We start from the raw sequence: 26,156 nt of genomic DNA on the forward strand, positions 1-26,156 counted from the left end.
GCTTATGCGTACAAAAATAGCGGCGCTGCTCGTCGCGTTGGGAACCCTTGTTCATGGCAGCCTGATGGCCCAGACCGCCTGGGTCGTCGGCCAGTCTGCGCCCCTGAGCGGCAGCAACGCCGTGTTCGGCAAGGACATCCGTGACGGTGCCCTGGCCTGGTTCAAGATGGTCAACGCCCAGGGTGGCGTGGGCGGCGCGCCCATCGAGCTCGTCACGCTGGATGACCAGAACCAGCGCAAGATCGCCGGCGAGAACACCACCCGGCTGCTGCAGAACCGCAATCTCGTGGCGCTGTTCGGCTACGCCTCGGCCACACTGAGCCTGGACGCCATGCCCCAGGCCGAGAAAGCCGGCATGCTCTTCTTCGCCCCCTTCTCCGGCGCCAACCCGGTGCGCAAGCCCAGCCCCGTGGTCCACACCCTGCGCGCCTCCTACGGTGACGAGCTGGAAAAGATGCTGGCCTTCTGGACCGGGCTGGGCATGAAAGAGGTGGTGGTGGTGCACTACGACGACGAGGTCGGCATCCAGAACCTGGGGGTGGTCAAGGATTACCTGGCGCGCCAGGGCAAGCAGCCGCAGGCCTTCGCCCTGGAGCGCAATGCCAAGCTGGACGACGCCCGCTTCACGCAGCTGGCCGCGCTCAAGCCCGAAGTCATCATCAACACCGTACTCTCCGGCCCGGCCGCCGAGATCAGCAAGCAGCTGGTGGCGCGCGGCATGTACATCCCCATGTCCAGCCTCTCCTTCGTCGGCGCGCAGCAGTACATCGACGCGGCCGGCGATGCTGGCGCCGGCGTGTCCATCTCGCAGGTGGTGCCCAGCACTGGTGCCTCGCTGCCCGTCGTGCGCGAATGCGGCAAGGCCCTGCAGGAGTCCGGCGTCACCAAGGCCATGAACAGCACGCACCTGGAAGCCTGCATCGCCGCCAAGGTGCTGACCGAGGCCATGCGCCGCAGCAAGAAACCCGGCGATCACAAGGCCCTGCTGAGCGCCTTGAGGAACCTGGGCAGCTTTGATGCGGGCGGTTTCACCGTCACCTACGGACCGGAGCAGAACCACGGCAGCAAGTACGTGGAACTGGGCATGGTCACGCGCGGCGGCAAGCTGCGCAACTGATTCTTGAAACAATTGCTTACGCGGCTGCACACCTGCACACAGGTGTTTCCGTTTCGGCCCTAGTCCTGAAACAAGTTCAGGCCCACCATGGAGACATCAAGTTATCCATGGGACCGATCATGTTCACTCGACACTTCAAGCGCCTGGGCCTGGCCACTCTGCTCTGGACGCTGGGCGGCTTGCTGCACACCACCGCCCAGGCCCAGAACGCCTGGGTCGTCGGCCAGTCCGCACCGCTCTCCGGCAGCAACGCCGTCTTCGGCCAGGACATCCGCGACGGCGCCCTGGCCTATTTCAAGATGCTCAATGCCCAGGGCGGCGTGGCTGGTGCCCCGGTCGAGCTGCTCACCCTGGACGACCAGAACCAGCGCAAGCTTGCAGGTGAGAACACCAGCAAGCTGCTGCAGACCAAGGGCCTGGTGGCCCTGTTCGGCTACGGCTCGGCCACGCTGAGCCTGGACGCCATGCCCCAGGCCGAGAAGGCCGGCATGCTCTTTTATGCGCCCTTCTCCGGCGCCAACCCGGTTCGCAAGCCCAGCCCCGTGGTCTACACCCTGCGCGCCTCCTACGGCGACGAGCTGGAGAAGATGCTGACCTTCTGGATGAGCCTGGGCATGAAACAGGTGGTGGTGGTGCACTACGACGACGAGGTCGGTGTGCAGAACCTGGGGGTGGTCACCGACTACCTGGTGCGCCAGGGCAAGACGCCGAAGGCCTTCGCCCTGCAGCGCAATGCCGGCATCGATGCGGCCAGGATGAATGCCCTGATGGCCCTCAAGCCCGAGGTCATCATCAACACCGTGCTCTCCGGCCCGGCCGCCGACATCAGCAAGCAGCTGACCGCACGCGGGCTCTACGTGCCCATGTCCAGCCTGTCCTTTGTCGGGGCGCAGCAGTACATCGACGCCGCCGGTGCGGCCGGCGCCGGCGCATCCATTTCACAGGTGGTCCCCAACGCCTCCGCCTCGCTGCCCATCATCCGCGAGTGCGGCAAGGCCCTGCAGGACGCCGGCATCAGCAAACCCATGAACAGCACGCACCTGGAGGCCTGCATCGGCGCCAAGGTGCTGGCCGAGGCCATGCGCCGCAGCAAGCGCGTCGGTGATTCCAAGGCCATGCTGGCGGCGCTGCGTAACCTGGGCAGCTATGACGTCGGCGGTTACACCGTGCACTATGGGCCCGAGCAGAACCACGGCAGCAAGTACGTGGAACTGGCCATGGTCACGCGCAACGGACGGCTGCGCAATTGATTGCCGGGAGTTTCCAGAGGGAATTGCAAAGGGCGCCGATGGCGCCCTTTTTTTATGCCGTCACAGTGGGCAACGGACTCAGACCGTGAGTTCGCGCGCCGTGATCTGGTACCTGAAGGCGTCGGGCGAATAGGAGTCCAGGCGCTCGTCGGCGGTCTCGGCCACCGGGTACATCAGGAAGCCCAGCCTGGGGCCCTGGGCGCCGGGCAGCGCCACGTCGTGCGCCATGTTCCAGGCCAGCCAGTTGCCCTCCCAGCCGCCGAACAGCGCCTGGTTGACCGGCGCCACCACCGGGTCGGTGGTGTTCTTGATCCACTGCGGGGTCTCCAGCCGCATGACCTTGGCCACGTCGGCCGGGTCCATGGCCACCCAGCCATGGTCCTTGAGCCAGACCTCGGCACGGCAGTGCTGCGCACCCTTGAGGCTGGCCGGGTTGCCGCTGAGTTCCTTGTAGCCGAAGGCCGAAGGCACCAGGCGCAGGCCGTAGACGTCGCGCGCGGGCAGGCCAACGGCACGGCACAGGCCGACGAAGACGGCGTTCAGGTCGGCGCACTTGCCGCCCAGGTCGCCGGTCTCCAGCATGGCCTTGATGTCGCCCTCGCCACAGCCGCGCACCTTGGGCTCGCGCCAGGTATTGGCCACCACCCAATCGTAGATCTTCTTCGCCTTCTCGGCGTCGGTCTTGGCGCCGCGGGTGGCCTCCAGCGCGGTCTTGCGCACGATGCCGTCGGTGGGCAGCAGGGCCGTGGGCCGGGTCCAGAACTGCAGATTGGCCGCGGCCTCGGGGACCGGCTTTTTGGCCGCCCAGTTCACGGCACGGTTGTTGGTCTGGATGCGGCTGCTCAGCTCGACCCAGGGATTTTTCTCGCCGGGCGAAAAATCCACCTGCAGCAGCCGGGCACCGTAGACCGCGTCGCTGCCCATGCGGGCTTGGCCATTGCTGGCATAGCTGTTGCCCAGCGAACGCTGCCAGTCGGCATCGACCGAGGGCACCGGCAACCAGACGCGCGTGGCGCCTTCGGCCTGCAGGATGTCGACGCGGGTCGTCACCTCGAAGGTGCGCCAGGCGCCGGGCTGGGGATTGAACTGGCGCTGCGCCGGCGCGGTCTGCGCCAGGCCCAGGGCCGGCAGCGTGTAGGCGGCTGACAGGCCAACCGCGTTCTTCAGGAATGTTCGACGTTCGATGGTCATCAAGAGAGCTCCGTCATGGTGGGGAAAACGCCGCCGGGGCAGGTCAAGATGCCCCGGAACGGCGTGCATACGGCTCAAATAGCCGTGGCAACCCAGATTATCGAACCCGCCCCACCCCGGAGTAATCCCCAAGCTAAACCCCACGAAGCTTGGGGTATATTGATCGCCATACCTATGAGAAAGCTGCTGGAGACTTACACCACGATGGAGCAGACAGGGCAAGGCCCCGTCAGTCGCGGCATCCTGCTGCGCGGCCTGGGCACCCATAGCACCGAAAGCGTGCGCCGTGTCGTCCTGGAGCGGCTGGACGCCAGCGACCTGGCCGCGCAGATCCATGCCGAACCCGGCCAGGGCCCGCAGGGCTATGGGGTGCGGCTCTGGCTGGACCACCCCACCAGCCGGGCCTGGGCGCCGGGCCACAGCACCATGCAGCTGGCCAGCACCCTGGGCTTGCGCACGCTGGACAGCGACACCGACCTGCAGCGCGAGATCCTGGTGACCCTGCTGATGAGCCCGACCGGCCTGGACTTCCCCAGCCTGGACGAGTTCGAGTCGGCCATCCACATCCGCCGCAACATCGTGCAGGCCGCGCGCCGCACCACGCTGGCCTTCGACACCGAAGCCGCCGAGCGCCCCCAGGACTGCTGGATCTACGATGAAGACCGGGGCTTCACCCTGTTGCCGGACGTGCCGCTGATCGACGCGCTGATCAAGACCACGCAGCCCGAGGTTTCGGGCCGGCTCTACTCCTTCTCCTGCTACCGTGCCACCGAATACGTGACGCTGCTGGGCATCGCCCAGGAGCTGGCGCGCAGCAACACCGAGCTGTTCGAGCGTCTGCAGGACGTCTGGCGCCAGCGCGCCATCATGTCGGAAGAATTCCACACCGTCTTCCTGCGCGAGCAGGGTTCGATGGAAGCGCCGGTGCCCCCGCTGTATTACGTGCCGGGCGACCGCGTCTGGTTCCGCAACCCCGACGAGGCCTCGGCAGACGCCTGCGGTTTCGAGGGCTCCTGGGTCATGTACCTGGGCAACGGCCTGTTCACCAACTTCTGGAAACAGCACCAGCCCTACACCCTCACCCGCAAGTGCGTCGAGATCTACCACTGGCGCCACGGCCTGTACCGCGACGAAAAAGGCGAGTCGCAGATCGACGAAGTCCGCATCGAACCCCTGATCGAGGCCACACTCGCCAACCCGGACGAGTTGGCGCAGGTCATGGCGCGCATGACCCGCTGGCGCGAGCCGCGCGGCGTCTACACCGAAGCCGGCGGCTGCATGGACACCACACGCGAGTTCGCGCGCTGGGTGCGCCCCGGCACCTCGGACATGCCCATCCCCCACACCTGATCCGCATGCAGGCACGGCAGACGCACATCGATGCGCTCAAGTGCATCGGTTCGCAGCTGATCGTGCTGCATCACTTCTCGGCCTACGGCCCCGTAGCCGACGCGGCGGCCCTCGCCGCCCCCGCGCTCATGGGCTGGCTCTACGACTACGCCCGCATGGCGGTGCAGATCTTCCTGGTGCTGGGGGGCTACCTGGCCATGCAGGGCCTGCTGCCGGCCATGCGAGGTGACACCGCCCAGCTGGGACGCGCCGTGCTGCTGCGTTACCTGCGCCTGGCCCTGCCCTTCTGCGTGGCCATCGTGCTGGCCGTGGCCTCGGCCGCCGTGGCGCGCCAGGGGCTCCACGCCGATTTCATCCCGGCGGCGCCAGGCTGGGGCCAGGCCCTGGCGCACCTGCTCCTGCTGCATGACGTGGTGGACGCCGAAGCCCTGTCGGCCGGGGTCTGGTACGTGGCCATCGACCTGCAGCTCTACGCCCTGCTCGCGCTGCTGCTGTGGCTGGGCCAGCGTGGTGCGCGGCCCGCAGCGGCCCTGTGGCTGGTGGCCGGGCTCATGCTCGCCTCGCTGCTGCATTTCAACCGCGACGCCGGCTGGGACGACTGGGCGCCTTATTTCTTTGGCAGCTACGCACTCGGCGCGCTGGCCTGGTGGGCGGCACGCTCGCCCCATGCCCTGCGCTGGCTGGGTCTGCTGGCTGCACTCGGTGTGCTGGCCCTGCTGCTGGACTGGCGCACCCGCATCGCACTGGCGCTGGGTGTAGCCCTGCTGCTGATCACGCTGCATTGGCGTGGTCCTGCGGGGCACACACTGCCAGCCGCCTTCGCGCGGCCGCTGCACGCGCTGGGCCGCACGTCCTACGCGCTCTTTCTTGTGCACTTCCCGGTGCTGATGCTGGGCAATGCGCTGTACGCACGACTGGGTGGCAGCCAACCTGGCGAGGCCGTGGTTGCGTTGGTCCTCAGCGTGCTGGCCAGCGTGGCGCTGGCCTTCGTGTTCGAGCGTCGCATCGAGGCGCCGCTGGGGCGCTGGATCAGCTCACGGCGCCGGGCCTGACCCGCGCACGCAGCAGCGGCTCCACCAGGGCCTGCGCCTCGCGGCCGCTCCAGTCCACTTCGCCGCGCACGCGCTGGCGCGGCCGGCCCTCGGCATCGATCAGGATGGTGGTGGGCAGCACGTTGGCACCCCAGGCTTTGGCCGCCTCGCTTTGCGGGTCCATCAGTACCGTGAGGTTCAGGCCGCTGGACTGCAGGTACTGGGTGATGCGCCGTGGCCCCTCACCCACGTTGAGGGCCAGCACCAGCAACTGCTCCGGGCCGTAGATTTCGGCCAGCTGCTGCAGCGAGGGCATCTCGGCGCGACAGGGCGGGCACCAGGTGGCCCAGAAGTTCAGCACGACGGCGCGGCCGCGCAACTCGGCCAGGGTCCAGGTCTTGCCCTGCAGGTCGAGCGCACGCAGTGCGGGCGCCGGCCTGTTGGCCGGCCAGGGCGTCACGTCATAACCGCGCTGGGCCAGCACCGGGCCGGCCAGCGTGGCCAGGGTGAGGCCCAGGAGATCGCGACGCTGCATCAAAGCTTTTCCGCGACCCAGCCCTGCACGCTGGCCAGGGCTGCATTGAGTTTGCTGGCATCGGTACCGCCGGCCATGGCCATGTCGGCCTTGCCGCCGCCCTTGCCGCCGACCTGCTGGGCCACGAAGTTGACCAGCTCGCCGGCCTTCACTTTGCCGATGCTGTCAGCCGTCACGCCGGCCGCCAGCTGCACCTTGTCGCCGTCGACCGCCGCCAGCACGATGGCCGCGGTCTTGAGCTTGTTCTTGAGCTGGTCCAGGGTGTCGCGCAGGGTCTTGGCGTCGGCGCCTTCCAGACGGGCGGCAAGCACCTTGAGACCCTTCACGTCCACGGCCTGCGTCACCAGATCGTCGCCCTGGCTGGAAGCCAGCTTGCCCTTGAGCGCGGCAATTTCCTTTTCCAGCGCCTTGACCTGGTCCAGCACCTGGCCCAGGCGCGCGTTGAGTTCCGTGCTCGGCGCCTTGAGGGTACCGGCGGCCTGCGTCACCGTGTCTTCGAGCTGCTGCAGATAGGCCAGTGCGTTGGCACCGGTCACCGCCTCGATACGGCGCACGCCGGCGGCCACGCCGCCCTCGGCTACCACCTTGAACAGGCCGATGTCGCCGGTGCGCTGCACATGGGTGCCGCCGCAGAGTTCGCGGCTGCTGCCGATGTCGAGCACGCGCACGCTGTCGCCGTACTTCTCGCCGAAAAGCATCATGGCGCCGGTCTTCTGGGCCGACTCGATGTCCATCACACGCGCCTGGGTGGCAGCATTGGCCAGGATCTCCTCGTTGACCTTCGCCTCGATCGCGCGGATCTGCGCCTCGGTGACCGGCGCGTTGTGCGCAAAGTCGAAGCGCGTGCGCTCGGCGTTCACCAGCGAGCCCTTCTGCTGCACATGGGTGCCCAGCACCTCGCGCAGGGCCTTGTGCATCAGGTGCGTGACCGAGTGGTTGCGCATGGTGGCGGCACGCACGCTCAGGTTCACCTGGGCCGTCACGTGGTCACCCACATTGAGCGTGCCCTGCGCCAGCGTGCCGTGGTGGCCGTACACATCGGCCTTGATCTTCTGCGTGTCGCCCACGTCGAAACGGGCCGAGCCGCTGGTGAGTACACCCTCGTCGCCCACCTGGCCGCCGCTCTCGGCGTAGAAGGGGGTGGTGTCCAGCACCACCACACCCTGCTGGCCGGCCTTCAGTGCCGCCGTGGGCGTGCCGTCCACATACAGCGCGACGATCTTGGCCTGGGCTTCGAGTTTCTCGTAACCCACGAACTGGTTGCCGGCACCCGTGTAGTCGAGCGCCTTGTCCATCTTGAACTTGCCGGCGGCACGGGCCTGGCTCTTCTGCTTCTCCATCGCGGCCTTGAAGCCGGCCTCGTCCACGCTCAGGCCGCGCTCGCGGCAGACGTCGGCCGAGAGGTCCAGCGGAAAACCGTAGGTGTCGTGCAGCTTGAAGGCCACCTCGCCCGGCAGCACCTTGGCGTTGGCCAGGGCAGCGTCCAGGATTTCCATGCCATTGGCCAGGGTCTCGTAGAAACGCTCTTCCTCGGCCTTGAGCACTTCGGTGATGCGCTTTTCCTCGGCCTTGAGGCGGGGGTAGGCATCGCCCATCAGGCGCACCAGCTCGGCCACCAGCTTGTGGAAGAAAGGCTTCTTCTGGCCCAGCTTGTAGCCGTGGCGGATAGCGCGGCGCACGATACGGCGCTGCACGTAACCACGACCCTCGTTGCTGGGGATCACGCCGTCGCTGACCAGGAAGGCGGTGGCGCGGATGTGGTCGGCGATCACCTTGAGCGAGGGGTTGCTCAGGTCTTGCGTTCCTGTCTCGCGGCCGGCGGCCTTGATCAGTGCGGCGAAGATGTCGATCTCGTAGTTGCTGTGCACGTGCTGCAGGATGGCGGCCAGGCGCTCCAGGCCCATGCCGGTGTCCACGCAGGGCGCAGGCAGCGGCGTGACGGCGCCCGTCTCGTCCATGTTGAACTGCATGAACACGTTGTTCCAGATCTCGATGTAACGGTCACCGTCTTCATCGGGGCTGCCAGGGGGGCCACCGGCGATGTGGTCGCCGTGGTCGTAGAAGATCTCCGAGCAGGGGCCGCAGGGGCCGGTGTCGGCCATCATCCAGAAGTTGTCGGACTTGTAGCGGCCGCCCTTGTTGTCGCCGATGCGGATCACGCGCTCGGGCGGCAGGCCGATCTCCTTGGTCCAGATGTCGTAGGCCTCGTCGTCCTCTTCGTACACGGTGGCCAGCAGGCGGTCCTTGGGCAGCTTGTAGACCTCGGTCAGCAGCTCCCACGCCCATTTCAGACTCTCACGTTTGAAATAATCGCCGAAGCTCCAGTTGCCCAGCATCTCGAAGAAGGTGTGGTGGCGCGCGGTGTAGCCCACGTTCTCCAGGTCGTTGTGCTTGCCGCCGGCGCGCAGGCAGGCCTGCACCGAGGCCGCGCGCACATAACTGCGCTTGTCGCTGCCCAGGAACACATCCTTGAACTGCACCATGCCGGAGTTGGTGAACATCAGGGTCGGGTCGTTGCCCGGCACCAGGGGGCTGGACTGCACAACGGTGTGGCCCTTGGCGGCAAAGAAGTCCAGAAAGGTCTTGCGGATGTCGGCAACGGAGATGACGGGTTGGCTCATGGTTTTCCAGGACTGGGCGGCCATTCCCCCGGGGATCGCGGCGCGCACGTAACTGCTTGATTTATTTGAACTATCGATTATAAGTTTGAGGGCGGAGCGCACCGGCTGTCACCCCTGTGATGCCCCCACACCCGACACACTGGCAAAATCATCCGCCACGCCCCCATACCACCATCGAAGAGACACACCATGGACATGAAGACCTCCCCCCTGGCCCTGCTCAAGGACCCGACCTTGCTCAAGACCGACGCGCTGATCAACGGCCAGTGGGTCAAGGGCGCGGCCGGCACGCGCTTCGACGTGCTGGACCCCTCCAACGGCCGCAAGCTGGCCGACGTGGCCAACCTGGGCCCGGCCGATGCCGAAGCCGCCATCCAGGCGGCCAACGCCGCCTGGCCGGCCTGGCGCGCCAAGACGGGCAAGGAGCGCAGCATCATCCTGCGCAAGTGGTTCGACCTGCTGATGGCCAACCAGGAGGACCTGGGCCGCATCATGACGGCCGAGCAGGGCAAGCCCTTCCCCGAAGCCAAGGGTGAGGTGGCCTACGGCGCCAGCTTCGTCGAATGGTTCGCCGAGGAAGCCAAGCGCGTCAACGGTGAAACCCTGCCGCAGTTCGACAACAACCGCCGCCTGATGGTCATCAAGCAGCCCATCGGTGTCTGCGCCGCCATCACGCCCTGGAACTTCCCCCTGGCCATGATCACGCGCAAGGTGGCCCCGGCCCTGGCCGCGGGCTGCCCGGTCATCATCAAGCCGGCCGAACTCACGCCGCTCACGGCCCTGGCCGCGGCCGAGCTGGCCATCCGCGCCGGCATCCCGGCCGGCGTGCTCAACATGCTCACCGCCGACGGAGACAACTCCATCGCCGTGGGCAAGGTCTTCTGCGCCAGCGAGGTGGTGCGCCACATCAGCTTCACCGGCTCCACCGAGGTGGGCCGCATCCTGATGCAGCAGAGTGCCCCCACGGTCAAGAAACTCAGCCTGGAGCTGGGCGGCAACGCGCCCTTCATCGTGTTTGACGACGCCGACATCGACTCGGCGGTGGAAGGCGCCATGGCCAGCAAGTACCGCAATGCCGGCCAGACCTGCGTCTGCGCCAACCGCATCTACGTGCAAGAGGGCGTGTATGACCAGTTCGTGCAGAAGTTCGCCGCCAAAGTGGCGGCCGTGAAGATCGGCAACGGCTTCGAGGACGGCGTCTCGCAGGGCCCGCTGATCGAGCCGGCCGCGCTCGACAAGGTGGAGCGCCACGTGGCCGACGCCGTGGCCAAGGGCGGCAAGGTCCTGACCGGCGGCAAACGCGCCACCGACGTGGGCACCCAGTTCTTCCAGCCCACCGTGCTGGCCGAAGCCAAGCAGAACATGCTGTGCGCCACCGAGGAGACCTTCGGCCCCTTCGCCCCGGTGTTCCGCTTCAAGACCGAGCAGGAAGTCGTGGAGATGGCCAACGCCACCATCTTCGGCCTGGCCAGCTATTTCTACAGCCGCGATGTGGGCCGCATCTTCCGCGTGAGCGAGGCGCTGGAGTACGGCATGGTCGGCATCAACGTGGGCGTCATCGCGACCGAGCACGTGCCCTTCGGCGGCGTCAAGCAGTCCGGCCTGGGCCGCGAGGGCTCGCATCACGGCATGGACGACTACGTGGAACTGAAGTACCTCTGCCTGGGCGACATCCTCAAGTGATGGCCGCGTGAACACCGCCCTGCTCCGGATCAGCCGTCGCCTCGCGCTGGTCGCCCTGCCGTTTCTGCTGGCCGGCTGCGCCGCGCTGGCGCCCGACAACGCGCCCCAGGTCGAGGTGGCGGCCATCGAGCCGCTGCCCTGGCGGGGCCCGGAACTGCGCATGCTGGTCCGCCTGCGCATCGTCAACCCCGGCAACGTGCCCATGCAGTACGACGGCGCTTACCTGGAAATCAACGTGAACGGCCAGCGTTTCGCCAGCGGCGTCACGGACGAACAAGGCAGCGTGCCGCGCTTCTCCGAGACGATGCTTGAAGTCCCCGTCACCGTGACGACCATGGCCCTGGTGCGCCAGGCCCTGGCCATCACCTCGGTCGAGAACAGTTCAACGATGAGTTACCAGCTGCGCGGCAAGCTCTCCGGCCCCATCTTCCGAAGCCACCGCTTCGAGTCCGCCGGCGAGTTGAAGCTGCCGACGCCACCGCACCTGCGCTGAGACCGCCCGCGGCGGCTCCGGCCGCCGGCCTTCCGCTAGAATCACGCACTATCGCGGGTGTCGTTCAATGGTAGGACTCTTGCTTCCCAAGCAAATAACGTGGGTTCGATTCCCATCACCCGCTCCAGTCATATCCCATGTCTAGCACACCATCCGGCGCATCCGAACCCGAGTTCGATGCGCCGTTTGTTTTTACGGCTGACGGCCACAAGTCCCTCTATTTCACCCTCGACCAGCTGCAAAGCCGCATGAGCAGCGAGCACCCCACGCAGCTGGAGGTGGACTACACCCGCACCATGATGGGTTTCCTGCTGCTGGACAGCCAGCCGGCCAGCATCGCCATGATCGGACTGGGCGGCGGCTCGCTGCTCAAGTTCTGCCACCGGCACCTGCCCGCAGCGCAATTCACGGCGATCGAGGTCAACCCCCATGTCATCGCGCTGCGCCAGGAGTTCGAAATCCCTGAAGACGACGAGCGCCTGCGGATCATCTGCGCCGACGGGGCCGACTTTGTCCGCGCCCTGCCCGAGGAGAGCGCCGGCCGCTACGACGTGCTGCTGGTGGACGGCTACGATGGTCTGGGACAGTCCACCAGCCTGTGCTCGCAGCGCTTCTATGACGACTGCTTCCGGGCGCTCAGCCCCGGCGGCGTCCTGGTCGTCAACCTGCACCACGACCACCCCGAGCATGGGGTGTACACAGGGCGGATCAGGCTGGCTTTCGACGGCAATGTGCTGGAGGTTGCAAGCATGGAGAAAAGCAACAGCATCCTCTTTGCCCGCAAGAACCAGCGCCTCTGCATCGATGAACTGCGGCAAAGCCGGCCGCTGGAGAACTTCGCCCCGGAAGTGCGCGCCCAGCTCCAGCAGGAGTTCTCGCGCATCGGCTGGGACATCAGGCAAGCCGGCTAGCCCCTGCGCCCTCCCCGGCTTCGGCGCCGTTACCATACCGCCATGGTCCACAAGCCGCGCATCCTCATCGTTGAAGACGAATCAGGCATCGCCGATACGTTGCAGTACGTCTTGGCGACCGACGGGTTTTCCCCGGTCTGGTGCAGCACGGCAGCTGAAGCCATGCACCAGTTCGAAACCGACCTGCCGGCACTGTGCGTGCTGGATGTCGGACTGCCGGACCTCAATGGCTTCGACCTGTTCAAGCGCCTGCAAGCGCTGCCGGGCGGTGCGCAGGTTCCCATGCTGTTCCTGACCGCGCGCAGCGACGAGATCGACCGGGTGGTGGGCCTGGAGCTCGGGGCCGATGACTACATCGCCAAACCCTTCTCGCCGCGCGAACTGGTGGCGCGCGTGCGCAGCATCCTGCGGCGCAGTGTGCGCCAGGGGGCGGCCCCCGCTGCGCCCGCCGCCACCCCGCTGGCACGGCCTTTTGCGCTGGATGAAGAGCGCCACCAGATCCGCTTCTACGGGCAGCTGCTGGAGCTCTCGCGCTACGAGTACGGCCTCCTGCGTCTGCTGGTCCAGCGCCCGGGCCGCGTGTACACCCGCGACGAGTTGCTGAGCAAGGTGTGGGATGAAACGAGCGCGAGTTTTGACCGGACGGTGGACGCCCACATCAAGACCCTGCGCGCCAAGCTCAAGGTCATCGCCCCCGGCACGGACCCCATCCGCACGCTGCGCGGCACGGGCTACGCCCTGAGCGAGAACCTGCCGGACTCGGTATGAGCAAGCGCAGCCGGATCTTCATCGGCATCATCCTGATCTACACGGCCAGCATCGCCTTCATGCTTTACCGCGTGGTCGCCGACCTGGACCCGCGCTACCGCGAATCGGCCGAGGAATCGCTGGTGGAGACCTCGCAGCTGCTGGCCAGCCTGATCGAGCAGGACGTGCGGGATGGCGCCCTGGACACGGCGCGTCTCGAACCCGTGTTCCAGTCGCTGTATGCGCGTCGCTTCAACGCCCAGATCTTCGGCGTCACCAAGACCCGTGTCGAGCTGCGGGTCTACGTGACGGACCGCGGCGGGCGGGTGGTGTTCGACTCCACCGGACAACTGCTCGGTACAGATTTTTCCCAATGGCGCGACGTGCGCATGGCCCTCAAGGATGAATACGGCGCGCGCACCACGCCGGATATCGCGGGCGATGCCAACAGCTCGGTGATGTACGTCAGTGCCCCGGTGCGCTCCCTGCCCGGGGGGAATGGCGAGATCATCGGCGCGGTCACGGTGGGCAAACCGGTGCAGAGTTTCGGGCAGTTCGTGGTGGCCGCCCGCAACAAGACGCTGTACGTCGGGCTGGTGTCCGTGGTGGCCGTGCTGGTGCTGGTCGTGATGGTCTCGGTCTGGCTGGTGCGCCCCTTCGGCCTGATTTCAGACTATGTGCGCTACGTGCGGACACAACGGCGTTTCAGCCCGGCGCGCCTGCTGCGCCGCGCCATGGATGTGTTCAGTGCGGCCTACGACGAGATGCGCGACGCGCTGGCCGGGCGCAACTACGTGGCCGACTATGTGCAGACCCTCACCCACGAGGTCAAAAGCCCCCTGTCGGCCATCCGTGGCGCCGCCGAACTGCTGCAGGAACCCATGTCCGAAGCGCAGCGCCAGCGCTTCCTGGACAACATCCAGCGCGAAACCGGGCGCATCCAGGAGATGGTGGACCGCATGATGGAGCTCACCGCGCTGGAAACCCGGCGCGTGCTGGAGCGCGTCCAGCCCGTCGACATGAAGCCCCTGCTCGAAGAGCTGGCCGCCTCGGCCCAGGGCGCCGCAGCCCAGCGCGGCATCCGCATCGAACTGGACGCGGCGGAAAATGCCACGGTGGAAGGCGACCCCTTCCTGCTGCGCCGCGCCCTGAGCAACCTGCTGGACAACGCCCTGGATTTCTCGCCCGAGGGCAGCGTCGTGCAACTGTCGCTGGCGGTCAGGCGGCGCCACGTGATCATCACCGTGCGCGACCAGGGGGCCGGCATCCCCGACTACGCGCAGGACAAGGTGTTCGAGAAGTTCTACTCGCTGGCGCGCCCGCACACGCTCAAAAAGAGCACGGGCCTGGGCCTCTCCTTCGTCAAGGAAATCGCAGCGCTGCACCACGGGCGCATCGAACTGCACAACCGCCCTGACGGCGAGGGACCGGGCGCCATCGCCAGCCTGACCCTGCCCCGCGCGCCCGGCTAGGCGCTGGCCGCCCCACCGGGGCATGGCAGCACTTCACACGGACTTCACGCCGTTTTCACACAGCGCTGCCGCACTTCCAACTGTCTTCTCATTGGCCCCGGATGCTAGGGACACCGTGCACTTCCGCACGCATGTTCAGGAGCAAGCATCATGGCCACCGTCTTCCCCCACGCCCCCCACGACAGCGCCAGCGCCGCCCTGGCCCGCTGGACCTGGATGGCCACCACCAGCCTCTCGGTCGCGTGTTTCGTGGGGCTCATCGCCCAGCCCGTCCATGCGCGGGACGACGACAGCCCGCGCCTGAAAACCGAGAGCCCGTACTTCTTCGTCAAGAGCGAAGACCCCGAGCTCGACCAGCTGCCGCTCAAATCCACCCGGGTGGATGTGCGCATCTCGGGCGTGATCGCCGATGTGACGGTGACGCAGCACTACAGGAATGAAGGCCAGCGCGCCATTGAAGCCAGGTACGTGTTTCCCGGCTCCACCCGGGCCGCCGTGCACGGCATGAACGTGCGGCTGGCCGACCGCCTGATCACGGCCCAGATCCGCGAGAAGAACCAGGCCCGCATCGACTACGACAAGGCGAAAAGCGAGGGCAGAACGGCAGCCCTCCTGGAGCAGCAATTGCCCAATGTGTTCCAGATGAACGTGGCCAACATCCTGCCCGGCGACGACGTGAAGGTCGAGCTGCGCTACACGGAACTGCTGGTGCCCACCAGCGGCAACTACCAGTTCGTCTTCCCCACCGTGGTCGGCCCGCGCTACAACAGCCCGCAGTCCGGCCAGGCCCAGGCGCCCTGGGTCAGCCAGCCCTACCTGAGCGCTGGCGAAGCCTCCCCCGCCGGCTTTGACATCCGCGTGGCGCTGCACACGCCCATCGGCATCAAGGAGGTGCGCTCCCCCTCGCACGACATCCGCCGTGACAAGGAAGAAGGCAGCGCGATCGAGGTGGGCTTGAGCCCAGGCGCGCGCGCCGCCAACAACCGCGATTTCATCCTGGACTACCGCCTCGCGGGTGACCGCATCGAATCCGGCGTGCTGCTCTACAAGGGTGGTGAGGAAAACTTCTTCCTGGCGATGATCGAGCCGCCCAAGGCGGTGCCGGCCAGCGCCATCTCACCGCGCGAGTACATCTTCGTGGTGGACATCTCGGGCTCCATGCACGGCTTCCCGCTGGACACCGCCAAGACCCTGCTGCGCGAGTTGATCGGCAACCTGCGCCCCAGCGACACCTTCAATGTGCTGCTGTTCTCCGGCAGCAACCGTTTCCTGAGCCCGCACCCGGTCCCGGCGACGGGTGCCAACATCCAGCAGGCCATCCGCACCATCCAGGAGATGGGCGGTGGCGGCAGCACCGAGCTGATCCCCGCCCTCAAGCGCGTCTACGCCCAGCCCAAGGCGGCCGACGTGTCGCGCACCGTGGTGGTCGTGACCGATGGCTATGTGACCGTCGAGCGGGAAGCCTTCGAGCTGATACGCAAGAACCTCTCGCAGGCCAATGTGTTCTCCTTCGGCATCGGCTCCTCGGTCAACCGCCATCTCATGGAAGGCATGGCGCGCGCGGGCATGGGAGAGCCTTTCATCATCACCCGGCCTTCGGAAGCCGCCGCGCAGGCGGCCCGCTTCCGCAAGATGATCGAATCGCCGGTACTCACCAGCGTCAAGGCGCGCTTCGACGGCCTGGATGTCTACGACGTGGAGCCGCAGCAACTGCCCGATGTGCTGGGCGAGCGCCCGGTGATCGTCTTCGGCAAATGGCGCGGCGAAGCCCGGGGCAAGCTCATCATCGAAGGCCAGACGGCCAACGGGCCTTTTCACCAAGCCCTGCCCGTTGGCAGCAGCGGCGACACCAGCCCGTCCAGCAGCACGGCGGCCCTGCGCCACCTGTGGGCACGCCATCGCATCGCCAGCCTGTCGGACCAGGAGGCACTCGAAGGCGGTGGTGCCCTGGGCCAGCGCATCACCGAACTGGGCCTGAAGTACAAGCTGCTCACGCAGTACACCAGTTTTGTCGCGATCGACCAGCTGGTGCGCAACCCGGCCCCGCACAACGGCGCCAGCGTGAACCAGCCCTCGCCCCTGCCTGAAGGAGTGAGCAACCTGGCGATCGGTACCGAGGTGCCCGGCACGCCCGAGCCGGCGACCTGGGGCGCCGTCCTCGTGCTGCTGTCGGTGCTGGCCCTGCTGGCCCGACGCGCCCGCCGCCATCACCCCCACCGTTACACGGCCTGATCATGGCACTGCCCCGCCTGCTCCAGATGCCGGGTTTCGTGCGCTATGGCATCCGCATCGACACCACCCCCGAGTGGCGCTGGCTGGCCCTGCTGGCCGCTGCACTCTGGCCCACCTGGTGGTGGATGGGCCAGCGCATGTTCGACGGCTCGGATGACCCGCTGGGCCTGCTGGCCCTGGCCGCGCTCGGCCTGCTGGTCTGGCAGCACCGCCGACTGCTGCGTCCGGCCCCCCGGCTGGGCTGGCTGGCCATCGCCCTGGCCTGTGCGCTGGCAGCAACCGTCACGCGCACGCATCTGCCGCCCCTGGTCAGCGCCCTCGTGGCCTTGCTGGCGCTCTCGGCCGCCCTGGCGGCCTTTCTGCCGCCGCATATCGCCACCCTCCCAGTATTGGGCTTGTCCGTGCTGTCGCTGCCGCTGCTGGCATCGCTGCAGTTCTACGCCGGGTACCCCCTGCGTGTCATCACGGCCGAAGCCACGCGCTGGCTGCTGGGCCTGCAGCACGAGGTGGCCCGCAGCGGCAGCAGCCTGCTGGTCAATGGGCATCTCGTCATCGTGGACGCGCCCTGCTCCGGCGTGCAGATGGTCTGGCTGGGTTATTTCACGGCCTGCGTCGTCGCGCTGCACGGCCCCCGCGCAGGCATGGCCGGCCCCAGGCTCGGCAACCGGGCCTTCCTGGCGCGGCTGCCTGCCGTGAGTGCGCTGGTGCTCACGGGCAATGTGGTGCGCAACACGCTGCTGGTGGCGGCCGAGGCGAGCGACCGGCATCTGCCCGGCTGGGCGCACGACACCGTGGGCCTGCTGGTGCTGGCGGTCGTCTGTGGCGGCATTGGATGGGTCATGGGAAAAGCAACCGGGCAACACACTTGCGGAGGCCGGCATGCGTCTGTTTGACAACCTCTTCCTCAACCGCGTGCTGCACAAAAGCCTGTGGCTCCTGCTGCTGCCCTTGTGTGCGATCTGGGGCGCCGTGCAGACCTTCGGCAACGGCCCGCCGGATGACACCCCGGAGATCGGCGCCGGCATCTGGGCCGAATTTCCCGCCCAGTGGAACGGGGCCACCCTGCGCCCACTGGCCTTGAGCGAGGTCGAGCACCGGTTTGCGCAACGCTTTCCGGGCACGATCGCGCGCCTGACCGATGGCCGGCATGTGCTGGTGCTGCGCACGGTGAACCGGCCCACCCGCATGCTGCACCCGGCCGCCGACTGCTACAAGGGGCTCGGCTACCGCATCAGCGACGAACGGCTCGAAGCCATGACGGGTCAGGCCAGGTGGCGCTGTTTCATCGCCGAACGTGGCGGCCAGCAGCTGCGCGTGTGCGAACGCATCGAGGATGCGCAGGGCCAGACCTTCACCGACACCTCGGCCTGGTACTGGGCTGCCGTCGCCGGAAAATCCACCGGCCCGTGGCGGGCCGTGACGGTGGCAAGGCCACTGTGAAGGACTCGCATGCCCGACGGCGCCAGCGTGATCTTTTTCACATGTAGTCCGGCATCGACAAGGGCTATTCCCCTTCCAGATAATCGGTCCCAACAGGAGACGACCCCATGCTGATCCAGCTGACCTACGCCAGCCACTCTTCCCGCGCACTCGGCCCGGCCGACGTGAAAGACATACTGCAAACCTCGCAGCGCAACAACTCCGCCGTCGGCGTGACCGGCGCGCTGTGCCTGGCCAACGGCCTCTTCCTGCAGCAGCTCGAAGGCGACCGTGACGTGGTCAACCAGGTCTACCTGCGCATCCTCAAGGACAGCCGCCATACCGAGCCGTCCATCCTGGACTTCGGCGAGATCGCCTCACGCCGCTTCAGCAACTGGAACATGGGCCTGATCTCCTCGATCGCCGAGAACCGCCAGATCTTCCTGAAGTACTCGCGCAAATCCGAGTTCGATCCCTACAGCATGAGCCCGTCTTCGCTGCGCGGCTTCTTCGACGAGATCGTGCAGGGCGGGGTGCGCTGGATCGGGTGATTCAGATCCTGAACGACTCCAGCGTCTGCGGCGCAAACAGCTCCCTGGGCTCCAGCAGGCGTCTGGACAGGCCCTGCTCATAGGAATAGCGCAGGAAAGTGCGCAGGGTGGCCTCATTCTTCTCGAAGCCATAGGGCCAGAAGTCGTCTCCCATCTCGCGCTTGGCCTGCTCCACATGGGCCGTCAGCCAGGGCAGCATGGTCTTGAGGGCCGCCGTCTCGTACAGGTCTTCGTAGCTGCGCTGCTGGGACGCCACCAGCGCCTTCATCATGGACTGCGCGATCCAGGGATGGGCCTCGTACACGTCACGGCGCAGGGCCACCGTGTGCATGATGGGAAAGATGCCGGTTTCCCTGAAGTAGTTGCGCTCCACCGGCTCGTAGTCCTCGAACAGGCGCCTGACCTTGCCCCCGCCTTTCAAAAAACTCGAGGGCATGCGTGCCGTGTAAAGCGCATCGATCTCGCCATCGAGCAGCATCTGCGACAGGGTCTGCTCCGGCCCGATGGGCTTGACCTTGATGTTGGGCGGCAGATCAAGCCTGATTTTTTCGGAGCGACCGGGCTCCTCCTCGCCCCCCGTGTAGTACGTCACGCTGTCCACCGGCACGCCGTAATGGTCGGACAGGATGCCGCGTATCCACACCGGCGCCGTCATCTGGTACTCGGGGTTGCCCACGCGCTTGCCGATCAGGTCCTTCGCCTCACGGATGCCGGCATTCGCGTTCACGTAGATGCATGAATGGCGGAAGAACCGCGACGGGAAGACCGGGATGGCGACAAACGGCCGCGGCTCACGGAACATCGACACCGTGTAGGAGGAGAGCGACATCTCCGCCATCTCGAACTCCTGGTGCCGCAGCATGCGAAAAAAGGTCTCCTCCACCGGCAGGTTGAGGTAATTCAGATCGATGCCATCCGGCTGGATGCTGCCATCCATCAGGGCGCGGGTACGGTCGTAATTCCAGCAGGCGAAGGTGAGCTTGAGTTTGGACATGAAACAGATTCATTCGGTCTTGAGACCTGCGGCGCTGATGGCCTGGGCCAGGCGCGCGATTTCACCCTGGATGGCCTGGTCGAATTCCGCCGGCCCGGCCCCCACGGCCACGATGCCTGCGCTGTTCAGGCTCTGAACCAGTTCCGGCAAGCGGGCCACGTTGGCCATCTCCGCGCTGAAGCGCTCGATGACGCTGGCTGGCGTGCCCCGGGCAGCAAAGACACCGATGGTGGGGGCGAAGTCAAACCCCGGGATCGTCTCGGCAATCGCCGGCACGCCCGGTTCCTGGCTGGAGCGCTGCGCCGCGTTGTTGCCCAGCAGCCTGACCTGGCCGTTCTTGACGAAGCCCGAGAGCGAGGGCAGCGCCGAGAACGCGACATCCACCTGCCCCCCGATCAGCGCCGGCACCGACTGGCTGCTGCCCTTGTAGGGGATATGCCGCAGGTCGATGCCCAGCGCGCTCTTCATCGCTTCCATGGTCAGGTGATGGGTGCTGCCCACCCCCGAGGAACCGTAGGTCAGGGCACCCGGCCTGGCCTTGGCCAGCGCGATCAACTCCTGCAGGGTGCTGACCCCCACCTTGGGGTGCACGGCCAGGTACAGCGGCGCGCGGGCCGCCAGCGACACCGGCATGAAATCACGCTGGTAGTCGTAGTTCAGGTTCTTGTAGATGGCAGGGTTGATGGAGAACATGGAGCCATCCGTCACCAGGTAGGTGTAGCCGTCGGCGGGCGCCGTCGCCAGGGCCTGCGCGGCCACCACGCCATTCGCACCAGGCTTGTTGTCCACCACCACGGGCTGCCCCAGGCGCTCGCCCAGGCGCTGCGCGAACAGGCGGGCCACCGTGTCGGGCAAGCCCCCCGCCGGGGTGGGCACGACCAGCCGGATGGTCTTGTTCGGATACGGGGCCTGCGCCTGGGCCAGGCCCAGCGGGGCCAGCACGGCGGCCGCAGACAGTGCGCACCCCCACAGCATGGAACGACGTGTACTCATGGTTTGTCTCCTGGTTGCTCCGGCTGGGGCCGATGGCCGGTTGCCGATTTTTACTTAGGGAACTAAGATAATAGGCCATGCTTTCAGACCCGTCAAACCTGTGCCGGTACCTCACACCACCTGATCGTGAGACCGCACACGCACCAGGACATCCCCCTGAGCCATGAGCCATGACACCCAGAACATCCTGCGACGCTGGCGCGAAGCCGTTCCCAACGACCGCCTGGCGCACCTGATCCGCGACACGGAACGCGCCTTCCGCAAGTCCCTGCAGGTTCGCCTGGCCGCGCACGCCGTGCCCTTCGGCCACTGGGCCTTTCTGCGCATCCTCTGGGAAAAGGATGGCCTGACCCAGAAGGAACTGAGCGAACGCGCCGGCGTGATGGAGCCCACCACCTTTGCGGCCATGAAGGCGATGGAGGCGCAGGGTTACATCCTGCGCAAGCAGTTACCGACGAACAAGAAGAATGTGTACGTCTACCTGAGCGCCCAGGGCCGCGCGCTGCGCAAGAAACTGGTACCGCTGGCCGAGGACACCAACAGCATCAGCACCCGAGACATCTCGCCGGACGAGCTGCTCACGACCCGCCGGGTCCTGCTGAAGATGATCGAGAACCTGGCCGAAGACGAGTTGGCCTGGGAAACTGCGCCGCAGCGCAAATCCCCCCGCCTAAAGCGCACCGAAGCGTGAGGACGCAGCCCCGGGATGATGGTCCTTGAACAGGGCGGTCAGCCCCGTCATGCACACACGCGCCCTGGCTTCCCCGCGCCGCGCCGCCATGGCGTTCATGATTTCCGGGCGCAGGTACCACAGGCTCTCGATGTCATGCGCAAAGTGCACCTGCTGCTTGAGCTCCTGCCCTTCCGGGCCGAGGTGCTCGACCAGCGCGCTCAGCATGGCGCCGCGCACGCGCTCCACCACCGCCTCGGGGGCTTCGGTTGCGGGCTGGCCCAGCAGGGCCCAAAAACTGTTTCTCAAACGCATGGGATTCGTATCCGGACGGACTTCACTGTCGATCTTCATGATGACGGACCCCGGGCCAGGCAATGGGGGCAGGAACGGTCTAATCACGGGCCAATTCCGCATTTCGGAAACCCGCCATGAAAAAAGGCCCCGACGGGGCCTTTTCCTGAAGCAGTCGCCGCTCAGACCAGCGGCACGCCCGTCTTGGACTGGATGAACTCGCGCGTCACGCCCGGGGCCAGTTCCACCAGTTTGAGGCCCTGCGGGGTGATGTCCATCACGCCCAGGTCGGTGATGATGCGGTCGATCACAGCCTTGCCGGTCAGCGGCAGCGTGCATTCGGGCAGGATCTTGAAGTCTTCCGTGCCGTCCTTCTTCTTGGCCACGTGCTCCATCAGCACGATGCAGCGCGGCACGCCGGCCACCAGGTCCATGGCACCGCCCATGCCCTTGACCATCTTGCCGGGGATCATCCAGTTGGCCAGGTCGCCCTTGCCGCTGACCTGCATGGCGCCCAGGATGGACAGGTTGATCTTGCCGCCGCGGATCATGGCGAAGCTGTCGTGGCTGCCGAAGATGGCCGAGCCCTTGATGGTGGTGACGGTCTGCTTGCCGGCGTTGATCAGGTCGGCATCCACCTCGTCCTCGTAGGGGAAGGGGCCGATGCCCAGCATGCCGTTCTCGCTCTGCAGCCACACCTCGATGTGGTCGGGCACGAAGTTGGCCACCAGCGTCGGGATGCCGATGCCGAGATTCACATAGAAGCCGTCCTGCAGCTCCTGCGCCGCACGCGCGGCCATTTGTTCCTGGGTCCAGGGCATGTTCTTCTCCTCAAACTTTACGGTCGCGGGTGGTGCGCTTCTCGATGCGCTTCTCGGGCGTGGGGTTGTGCACGATGCGGTGCACGTAGATGCCCGGCAGGTGGATGTCGTCGGGCGCCAGCTCGCCGGTGGCGACGATGCGCTCCACTTCCACGATGCAGATCTTGCCGGCCATGGCAGCGGCCGGGTTGAAGTTGCGCGCCGTCAGATTGAAGCGCAGGTTGCCCGAGCGGTCGGCGATGTCGGCCTTGATCAGCGCCACATCGGGCAACAGGGCACGCTCCATCACATAGGTCTCGCCGTCGAACTCGCGCAGCTCCTTGCCCTCGGCCACGATGGTGCCTACACCGGTTTTGGTGAAGAAGGCCGGGATGCCCGCGCCGCCGGCGCGCAGCTTCTCGGCCAGCGTGCCCTGGGGCGTGAACTCCAGCTCCAGCTCGCCGGCCAGGTACTGGCGCTCGAACTCCTTGTTCTCGCCCACGTAGCTGGAGATCATCTTCTTGACCTGGCGGGTCTGCAGCAGCTTGCCCAGGCCGAAATCGTCCACGCCGGCGTTGTTGGAAATGGCGGTGAGGTTCTTGGCGCCGCTGTCGCGCACGGCATCGATCAGGGCCTCGGGGATGCCGCACAGGCCGAAGCCGCCCACGGCCAGCAGCTGGCCGTCGCGGATCACGCCTTCGATGGCCTTGGCCGCACTCGGGTACACCTTGTTCACGCTGTTCTCCTTTAAAAAATCTTTGAAGCAGCAACCCCGTGACGATACTACTTATCAGAATACGTAGTTATGCCTAGAATCCGTCCCCTATGGACATCGATTACCGCCTCGCCTTCGAATACGCGCCCATCGGCATGGTGCTCTCACGCGACCGCGTCATCATCGACTGCAATCGCCAGTTATGCGACATGTTCGGAACGCAGCGTGAAGAACTGGTGGGGCAGTCCTTCCAGGTGCTCTACCCCAGCGCCGAGGAGTTCGAACGCATCGGCGCGCGCATTGCCCCCATCATGAACCGCCAGGGCAGTTATGCCGACGACCGCATCATGAAGCGGGTCGACGGCCGTTTCAAGGGGGAGGTGTTCTGGTGCCACGTCACCGGCCGTGCCCTGGACCCGGCCGAGCCGCTCGGCGCCGGCATCTGGACCCTCGAAGACCTCAGCTCGCGCCGCGCGGTCAAGGCCGAGCTCACAGCGCGCGAGCGCGAGGTGGCCGCCCACCTGCTGGAGGGCCTGACCTCCAAGGAGATCGGCAAGGCCCTGGCCATCAGCTACCGCACGGTGGAGATCTACCGCGCCCGCCTGATGCGCAAGTACAAGGCCAGCACCACGGCCGACCTGGTGCACAAGCTCACCGCCGGCTGACCCCGCGCCGTTACCGGGCCGTGCCGGCCGCGCGCATCGCCCAGGCCCTGCTCGCCGGCGCGCTGCGCGAGCAGCCGGGTGTAGGCATCGTCGAATCCGGACGGCTGCAAGCCTGAAGCCAGTGTGACTTCTTCATCACTTCGGCGCCTGGCGAAACCGGGCCAACTCGACGTCGCCGGGGATATGCATTAAAGTGTATACACGTTCCAGGGACTTCCTGCAGAGCGCCACAGGCGCCTGGAAAAACAAGAGCGAGTCGTTAGGAGTTCCGGTTTGCAGCGTCTGAAAGACTGGCTGATCGCGCGGTCGAGCGGGGTCAACCACCGCATCGTCTACGGGCTGGTGGGGGGCTTGCTCCTGTGCCTCTGGGGTTTCGTCGGCTTCTGGTCCTGGTGGGAGCGCAGCAGCACCCTGGCGGCCAATGCGCAGGTGCTGGAGCAGCTCACCACCGCCGTCCACGAGCAGACCCGCAACCTCTTCAAGCAGGCGGAAACCTCCCTCACCGTGGCCAGCCTCTGGATGGCCGAGCACCCCGATCAGGACCCCGGCAAGGCGCCCGGCTTCATCCGGCTGGTCGAGAACCTGCGCCAGGCCTCCGACAAGCTGATCGACATCCGTATGGTCACGCGTGACGGCACGCTGCGCTACGTCCCCGATCGTGGCCAGACGAACCGGACCAATGTCGCAGACCGCGACTACTTCCAGGCCCAGTTCAACGAGAAGACCCGCGGCCTCTACGTGGCCCAACCCGTGATCAGCCGCGTCACCGGCAAGCTGGGCATTCCCATCTCCATCCCGGTGACCCAAGCCGGTGGCGATATCGCTGTCCTCTTCGCCGCCATCGAACTCGACCGCATCGCCGGCACCTTCGAGGCCGAGCGCATCCAGCCCCAGGGCACCATCGCCATCATCCGGAACGACGGCCTCTTTCTCTTCCGCAGCCCCATGGACGACAAGATCATCGGCTCCAACGTCGCGCAGTCCCCCATGTGGCAGCGGAACATGGGCGTGCTGCACCGGGGTTACTACGAGTCCGACCGCAGCCCGATTGATGGCCGGTCCCGCGCGGTGGCCTTTACCCGCGTGCAGGACTACCCCCTGGTGGTGGCCGTCACCGCCTCGCTCGACGACCTGCTGCGCGCCTGGCGCATGCACACCCTGATCCTGGTGTCGATCGCGCTCCTCATCTCGATCGCCTGCGTGCTGCTCGCCACCACCCTGCTGCGCAGCATGCGCGGCGAGGCGGCCGTGCGCCGCACGCTGGAACACCTGATGCTGACCGACCCGCTGACCGGGGTCGGCAATCGCCGCATGCTGGATCTGCGACTGGACGAAGAAATCCTGCGGGCCCAGCGCTACCGCCGCACCCTCACGGCCGTCTACTTCGATCTGGACCATTTCAAGCTGGTCAACGACAACTACGGTCACGACGTCGGTGATACGGTGCTGCGCCAGGTGGCCGACAGCCTGGTGGCCAATGTGCGCCAGAGCGACCACGTCGCGCGCCTGGGCGGCGAGGAATTCGTGGTGCTGCTGACCGAAACCGACATCAACGCTGCCGTGACGCTGGTGGAGCGCATGCGCGCGGCCGTGGCGGCTCTGCATACCCCGGGACTGCCCAGACACATCACCATCAGCGCGGGCCTGGCCCAATGGCGCGAGGGCGAGAACGCCGAATCGCTGCTGCGCCGGGCCGACCGGGCCCTCTACCGCGCCAAGGCATCGGGCCGCAACAGCGCCTTCACCGACCTGGAAGACTGAGTCCGCGCCCGATAATGCGGCATCCACCCGTCGGAGACCGCATGAACCGCTACCCCCATCCCGAACTCAAGGACCTGCCCGAGGACATCCGTGCGCGGATCCTGGAGGTGCAGGAGAAATCCGGCTTCATCCCCAACGTCTTCCTGGCACTGGCGCGCCGCCCGGCCGAATGGCGCGCCTTCTTCGCCTACCACGACGCGCTCATGCTCAAGGAGGACTCGGGCCTGAGCAAGGGCGAGCGCGAGATGATCGTCACCACCACCAGCGCGGCCAACCAGTGCCTGTACTGCGTGGTGGCGCACGGTGCGATTTTGCGCATCTACGAGAAAAAGCCCCTGGTGGCCGACCAGGTGGCGGTCAACTACCGCAAGGCCGACATCACGCCGCGCCAGCGCGCCATGCTGGACTTCGCCATGAAGGTCTGCCTGCGCTCGGATGAAATCGGCGAGGACGACTTCGCCGCCCTGCAAGCGCACGGCTTCAGCGACGAAGACGCCTGGGACATCGCCGCCATCACGGCCTTCTTCGGCCTCTCCAACCGCATGGCCTCGTTCAGCAACATGATGCCCAACCCCGAGTTCTATCTGCTGGGCCGTGTCCCGAGGGAAAAGAAGTAGGCCCCGCCACGGGTGGGACCGTCCGACGGGCCGCCTGAACGGCC

25 protein-coding genes and 1 tRNA gene are annotated in these 26,156 nt (G+C 66.5%); 18 read left to right on the forward strand and 8 right to left on the reverse strand.

The window, feature by feature from the left end; all coding sequences use genetic code 11:
- Positions 1-64: 64 nt before the first annotated feature.
- Positions 65-1,117: an ABC transporter substrate-binding protein gene (locus tag AO057_RS14095; RefSeq protein WP_057676546.1), complete on the forward strand. Its 1,053-nt coding sequence runs from the start codon at positions 65-67 to the stop codon at positions 1,115-1,117.
- Positions 1,118-1,236: 119 nt separating this feature from the next.
- Complete coding sequence (locus tag AO057_RS14100; protein ID WP_057676547.1) at positions 1,237-2,367, forward strand: ABC transporter substrate-binding protein; 1,131 nt, start codon at positions 1,237-1,239, stop codon at positions 2,365-2,367.
- A 78-nt stretch (positions 2,368-2,445) separates the two neighbouring features.
- Here the strand turns inward: AO057_RS14100 and AO057_RS14105 are convergent, their stop codons facing one another.
- On the reverse strand, positions 2,446-3,558 hold the full coding sequence (locus tag AO057_RS14105) for a transglutaminase-like domain-containing protein (RefSeq protein WP_057676548.1): 1,113 nt from the start codon (positions 3,556-3,558) through the stop codon (positions 2,446-2,448).
- Between the two features lie 174 nt (positions 3,559-3,732).
- Between AO057_RS14105 and AO057_RS14110 the strand changes: the two genes are divergently transcribed.
- Both AO057_RS14110 and AO057_RS14115 read left to right on the forward strand, forming a co-directional pair.
- The gene (locus AO057_RS14110) at positions 3,733-4,908 is read left to right on the forward strand and encodes a hypothetical protein (protein WP_057676549.1); all 1,176 of its coding nucleotides are present in this window, start codon (positions 3,733-3,735) and stop codon (positions 4,906-4,908) included.
- A gap of 5 nt (positions 4,909-4,913) precedes the next feature.
- Entirely contained in the window at positions 4,914-5,960 is a 1,047-nt protein-coding gene (locus AO057_RS14115) for an acyltransferase family protein (RefSeq protein WP_082605571.1), read from the forward strand.
- Here AO057_RS14115 and AO057_RS14120 read toward each other — a convergent pair.
- Positions 5,938-6,474, reverse strand: a complete 537-nt coding sequence (locus tag AO057_RS14120) for a TlpA family protein disulfide reductase (RefSeq protein WP_057676550.1) — start codon at positions 6,472-6,474, stop codon at positions 5,938-5,940. The two genes, AO057_RS14115 and AO057_RS14120, sit on opposite strands and share 23 nt — an antisense overlap.
- On the reverse strand, positions 6,474-9,095 hold the full coding sequence (gene alaS / locus AO057_RS14125; protein WP_057677310.1) for an alanine--tRNA ligase: 2,622 nt from the start codon (positions 9,093-9,095) through the stop codon (positions 6,474-6,476). The genes AO057_RS14120 and alaS overlap by 1 nt, the downstream gene beginning before the upstream one ends.
- 189 nt (positions 9,096-9,284) lie before the next feature.
- On the opposite strand from alaS, the gene AO057_RS14130 reads away from it, so the two are divergent.
- The 10 genes from AO057_RS14130 to AO057_RS14175 all read left to right on the forward strand — a co-directional run bounded on the left by AO057_RS14130 (position 9,285) and on the right by AO057_RS14175 (position 18,603).
- On the forward strand, positions 9,285-10,778 hold the full coding sequence (locus tag AO057_RS14130) for an NAD-dependent succinate-semialdehyde dehydrogenase (protein WP_057676551.1): 1,494 nt from the start codon (positions 9,285-9,287) through the stop codon (positions 10,776-10,778).
- Positions 10,779-10,785: 7 nt separating this feature from the next.
- Positions 10,786-11,271: an LEA/WHy family protein gene (locus tag AO057_RS14135; RefSeq protein ID WP_057676552.1), complete on the forward strand. Its 486-nt coding sequence runs from the start codon at positions 10,786-10,788 to the stop codon at positions 11,269-11,271.
- Between the two features lie 53 nt (positions 11,272-11,324).
- A tRNA-Gly gene (locus AO057_RS14140) sits at positions 11,325-11,398 on the forward strand.
- Between the two features lie 10 nt (positions 11,399-11,408).
- Positions 11,409-12,182: a spermine/spermidine synthase domain-containing protein gene (locus tag AO057_RS14145; protein ID WP_082605572.1), complete on the forward strand. Its 774-nt coding sequence runs from the start codon at positions 11,409-11,411 to the stop codon at positions 12,180-12,182.
- A gap of 42 nt (positions 12,183-12,224) precedes the next feature.
- Entirely contained in the window at positions 12,225-12,950 is a 726-nt protein-coding gene (creB, locus tag AO057_RS14150) for a two-component system response regulator CreB (RefSeq protein ID WP_057676554.1), read from the forward strand.
- Positions 12,947-14,401 (forward strand): two-component system sensor histidine kinase CreC, encoded by a 1,455-nt coding sequence (gene creC, locus AO057_RS14155; RefSeq protein ID WP_057676555.1) that lies wholly within the window; start codon positions 12,947-12,949, stop codon positions 14,399-14,401. The genes creB and creC overlap by 4 nt, the downstream gene beginning before the upstream one ends.
- A 150-nt stretch (positions 14,402-14,551) precedes the next feature.
- Entirely contained in the window at positions 14,552-16,633 is a 2,082-nt protein-coding gene (locus AO057_RS14160) for a VIT and vWA domain-containing protein (RefSeq protein WP_057676556.1), read from the forward strand.
- A 2-nt stretch (positions 16,634-16,635) separates the two neighbouring features.
- Complete coding sequence (gene xrtQ / locus AO057_RS14165) at positions 16,636-17,526, forward strand: exosortase Q (RefSeq protein ID WP_057676557.1); 891 nt, start codon at positions 16,636-16,638, stop codon at positions 17,524-17,526.
- Positions 17,513-18,073, forward strand: a complete 561-nt coding sequence (locus AO057_RS14170) for a hypothetical protein (RefSeq protein ID WP_057676558.1) — start codon at positions 17,513-17,515, stop codon at positions 18,071-18,073. Before xrtQ ends, AO057_RS14170 begins: the two co-directional genes overlap by 14 nt.
- Before the next feature lie 107 nt (positions 18,074-18,180).
- Positions 18,181-18,603: a BLUF domain-containing protein gene (locus AO057_RS14175; protein WP_057676559.1), complete on the forward strand. Its 423-nt coding sequence runs from the start codon at positions 18,181-18,183 to the stop codon at positions 18,601-18,603.
- A gap of 1 nt (position 18,604) precedes the next feature.
- Here the strand turns inward: AO057_RS14175 and AO057_RS14180 are convergent, their stop codons facing one another.
- Together AO057_RS14180 and AO057_RS14185 are read right to left on the reverse strand one after the other, a co-directional pair.
- Positions 18,605-19,597 carry a substrate-binding domain-containing protein gene (locus AO057_RS14180; RefSeq protein WP_057676560.1) on the reverse strand — a complete coding sequence of 331 codons (993 nt, stop codon included), beginning with the start codon at positions 19,595-19,597 and terminating at the stop codon, positions 18,605-18,607.
- 9 nt (positions 19,598-19,606) lie between these two features.
- A complete protein-coding gene (locus tag AO057_RS14185; protein ID WP_057676561.1) occupies positions 19,607-20,590 on the reverse strand; it encodes a Bug family tripartite tricarboxylate transporter substrate binding protein in 984 nt (327 codons plus the stop codon).
- A gap of 163 nt (positions 20,591-20,753) precedes the next feature.
- Here AO057_RS14185 and AO057_RS14190 point away from each other — a divergent pair, with 163 nt between their 5' ends.
- On the forward strand, positions 20,754-21,281 hold the full coding sequence (locus tag AO057_RS14190; RefSeq protein WP_057676562.1) for a MarR family winged helix-turn-helix transcriptional regulator: 528 nt from the start codon (positions 20,754-20,756) through the stop codon (positions 21,279-21,281).
- Here the strand turns inward: AO057_RS14190 and AO057_RS14195 are convergent.
- The 3 genes from AO057_RS14195 to AO057_RS14205 all read right to left on the reverse strand — a co-directional run bounded on the left by AO057_RS14195 (position 21,261) and on the right by AO057_RS14205 (position 23,090).
- Entirely contained in the window at positions 21,261-21,575 is a 315-nt protein-coding gene (locus AO057_RS14195) for a hypothetical protein (RefSeq protein WP_057676563.1), read from the reverse strand. The two genes, AO057_RS14190 and AO057_RS14195, sit on opposite strands and share 21 nt — an antisense overlap.
- A 161-nt stretch (positions 21,576-21,736) precedes the next feature.
- Positions 21,737-22,375, reverse strand: a complete 639-nt coding sequence (locus AO057_RS14200) for a 3-oxoacid CoA-transferase subunit B (protein ID WP_057676564.1) — start codon at positions 22,373-22,375, stop codon at positions 21,737-21,739.
- 10 nt (positions 22,376-22,385) lie between these two features.
- On the reverse strand, positions 22,386-23,090 hold the full coding sequence (locus AO057_RS14205; RefSeq protein ID WP_057676565.1) for a CoA transferase subunit A: 705 nt from the start codon (positions 23,088-23,090) through the stop codon (positions 22,386-22,388).
- Positions 23,091-23,179: 89 nt separating this feature from the next.
- Between AO057_RS14205 and AO057_RS14210 the strand changes: the two genes are divergently transcribed.
- From AO057_RS14210 to AO057_RS14220, 3 genes are all read left to right on the forward strand, one after another.
- Complete coding sequence (locus AO057_RS14210) at positions 23,180-23,734, forward strand: PAS and helix-turn-helix domain-containing protein (protein WP_057676566.1); 555 nt, start codon at positions 23,180-23,182, stop codon at positions 23,732-23,734.
- 273 nt (positions 23,735-24,007) lie between these two features.
- Positions 24,008-25,495: a sensor domain-containing diguanylate cyclase gene (locus AO057_RS14215; protein ID WP_057676567.1), complete on the forward strand. Its 1,488-nt coding sequence runs from the start codon at positions 24,008-24,010 to the stop codon at positions 25,493-25,495.
- A gap of 41 nt (positions 25,496-25,536) precedes the next feature.
- Positions 25,537-26,112 carry a peroxidase-related enzyme gene (locus AO057_RS14220; protein WP_057676568.1) on the forward strand — a complete coding sequence of 192 codons (576 nt, stop codon included), beginning with the start codon at positions 25,537-25,539 and terminating at the stop codon, positions 26,110-26,112.
- Positions 26,113-26,156 lie beyond the last annotated feature (44 nt).

Source organism: Curvibacter sp. PAE-UM (genome assembly GCF_001432305.1).
GTDB lineage: Bacteria > Pseudomonadota > Gammaproteobacteria > Burkholderiales > Burkholderiaceae_C > Hylemonella.

What these genes read in the sequence shown, in the direction of transcription:
- AO057_RS14095 (WP_057676546.1), top strand. Translation starts at nt 65, where the DNA reads ATGGCCCAGACCGCCTGGGTCGTCGGCCAGTCTGCGCCCCTGAGCGGC.
- AO057_RS14100 (WP_057676547.1), top strand. Translation starts at nt 1,237, where the DNA reads ATGTTCACTCGACACTTCAAGCGCCTGGGCCTGGCCACTCTGCTCTGG.
- AO057_RS14105 (WP_057676548.1), bottom strand. Translation starts at nt 3,558, where the DNA reads ATGACCATCGAACGTCGAACATTCCTGAAGAACGCGGTTGGCCTGTCA.
- AO057_RS14110 (WP_057676549.1), top strand. Translation starts at nt 3,733, where the DNA reads ATGAGAAAGCTGCTGGAGACTTACACCACGATGGAGCAGACAGGGCAA.
- AO057_RS14115 (WP_082605571.1), top strand. Translation starts at nt 4,914, where the DNA reads ATGCAGGCACGGCAGACGCACATCGATGCGCTCAAGTGCATCGGTTCG.
- AO057_RS14120 (WP_057676550.1), bottom strand. Translation starts at nt 6,474, where the DNA reads ATGCAGCGTCGCGATCTCCTGGGCCTCACCCTGGCCACGCTGGCCGGC.
- alaS (WP_057677310.1), bottom strand. Translation starts at nt 9,095, where the DNA reads ATGAGCCAACCCGTCATCTCCGTTGCCGACATCCGCAAGACCTTTCTG.
- AO057_RS14130 (WP_057676551.1), top strand. Translation starts at nt 9,285, where the DNA reads ATGGACATGAAGACCTCCCCCCTGGCCCTGCTCAAGGACCCGACCTTG.
- AO057_RS14145 (WP_082605572.1), top strand. Translation starts at nt 11,409, where the DNA reads ATGTCTAGCACACCATCCGGCGCATCCGAACCCGAGTTCGATGCGCCG.
- creB (WP_057676554.1), top strand. Translation starts at nt 12,225, where the DNA reads ATGGTCCACAAGCCGCGCATCCTCATCGTTGAAGACGAATCAGGCATC.
- creC (WP_057676555.1), top strand. Translation starts at nt 12,947, where the DNA reads ATGAGCAAGCGCAGCCGGATCTTCATCGGCATCATCCTGATCTACACG.
- AO057_RS14160 (WP_057676556.1), top strand. Translation starts at nt 14,552, where the DNA reads ATGGCCACCGTCTTCCCCCACGCCCCCCACGACAGCGCCAGCGCCGCC.
- xrtQ (WP_057676557.1), top strand. Translation starts at nt 16,636, where the DNA reads ATGGCACTGCCCCGCCTGCTCCAGATGCCGGGTTTCGTGCGCTATGGC.
- AO057_RS14170 (WP_057676558.1), top strand. Translation starts at nt 17,513, where the DNA reads ATGCGTCTGTTTGACAACCTCTTCCTCAACCGCGTGCTGCACAAAAGC.
- AO057_RS14175 (WP_057676559.1), top strand. Translation starts at nt 18,181, where the DNA reads ATGCTGATCCAGCTGACCTACGCCAGCCACTCTTCCCGCGCACTCGGC.
- AO057_RS14180 (WP_057676560.1), bottom strand. Translation starts at nt 19,597, where the DNA reads ATGTCCAAACTCAAGCTCACCTTCGCCTGCTGGAATTACGACCGTACC.
- AO057_RS14185 (WP_057676561.1), bottom strand. Translation starts at nt 20,590, where the DNA reads ATGAGTACACGTCGTTCCATGCTGTGGGGGTGCGCACTGTCTGCGGCC.
- AO057_RS14190 (WP_057676562.1), top strand. Translation starts at nt 20,754, where the DNA reads ATGAGCCATGACACCCAGAACATCCTGCGACGCTGGCGCGAAGCCGTT.
- AO057_RS14195 (WP_057676563.1), bottom strand. Translation starts at nt 21,575, where the DNA reads ATGCGTTTGAGAAACAGTTTTTGGGCCCTGCTGGGCCAGCCCGCAACC.
- AO057_RS14200 (WP_057676564.1), bottom strand. Translation starts at nt 22,375, where the DNA reads ATGCCCTGGACCCAGGAACAAATGGCCGCGCGTGCGGCGCAGGAGCTG.
- AO057_RS14210 (WP_057676566.1), top strand. Translation starts at nt 23,180, where the DNA reads ATGGACATCGATTACCGCCTCGCCTTCGAATACGCGCCCATCGGCATG.
- AO057_RS14220 (WP_057676568.1), top strand. Translation starts at nt 25,537, where the DNA reads ATGAACCGCTACCCCCATCCCGAACTCAAGGACCTGCCCGAGGACATC.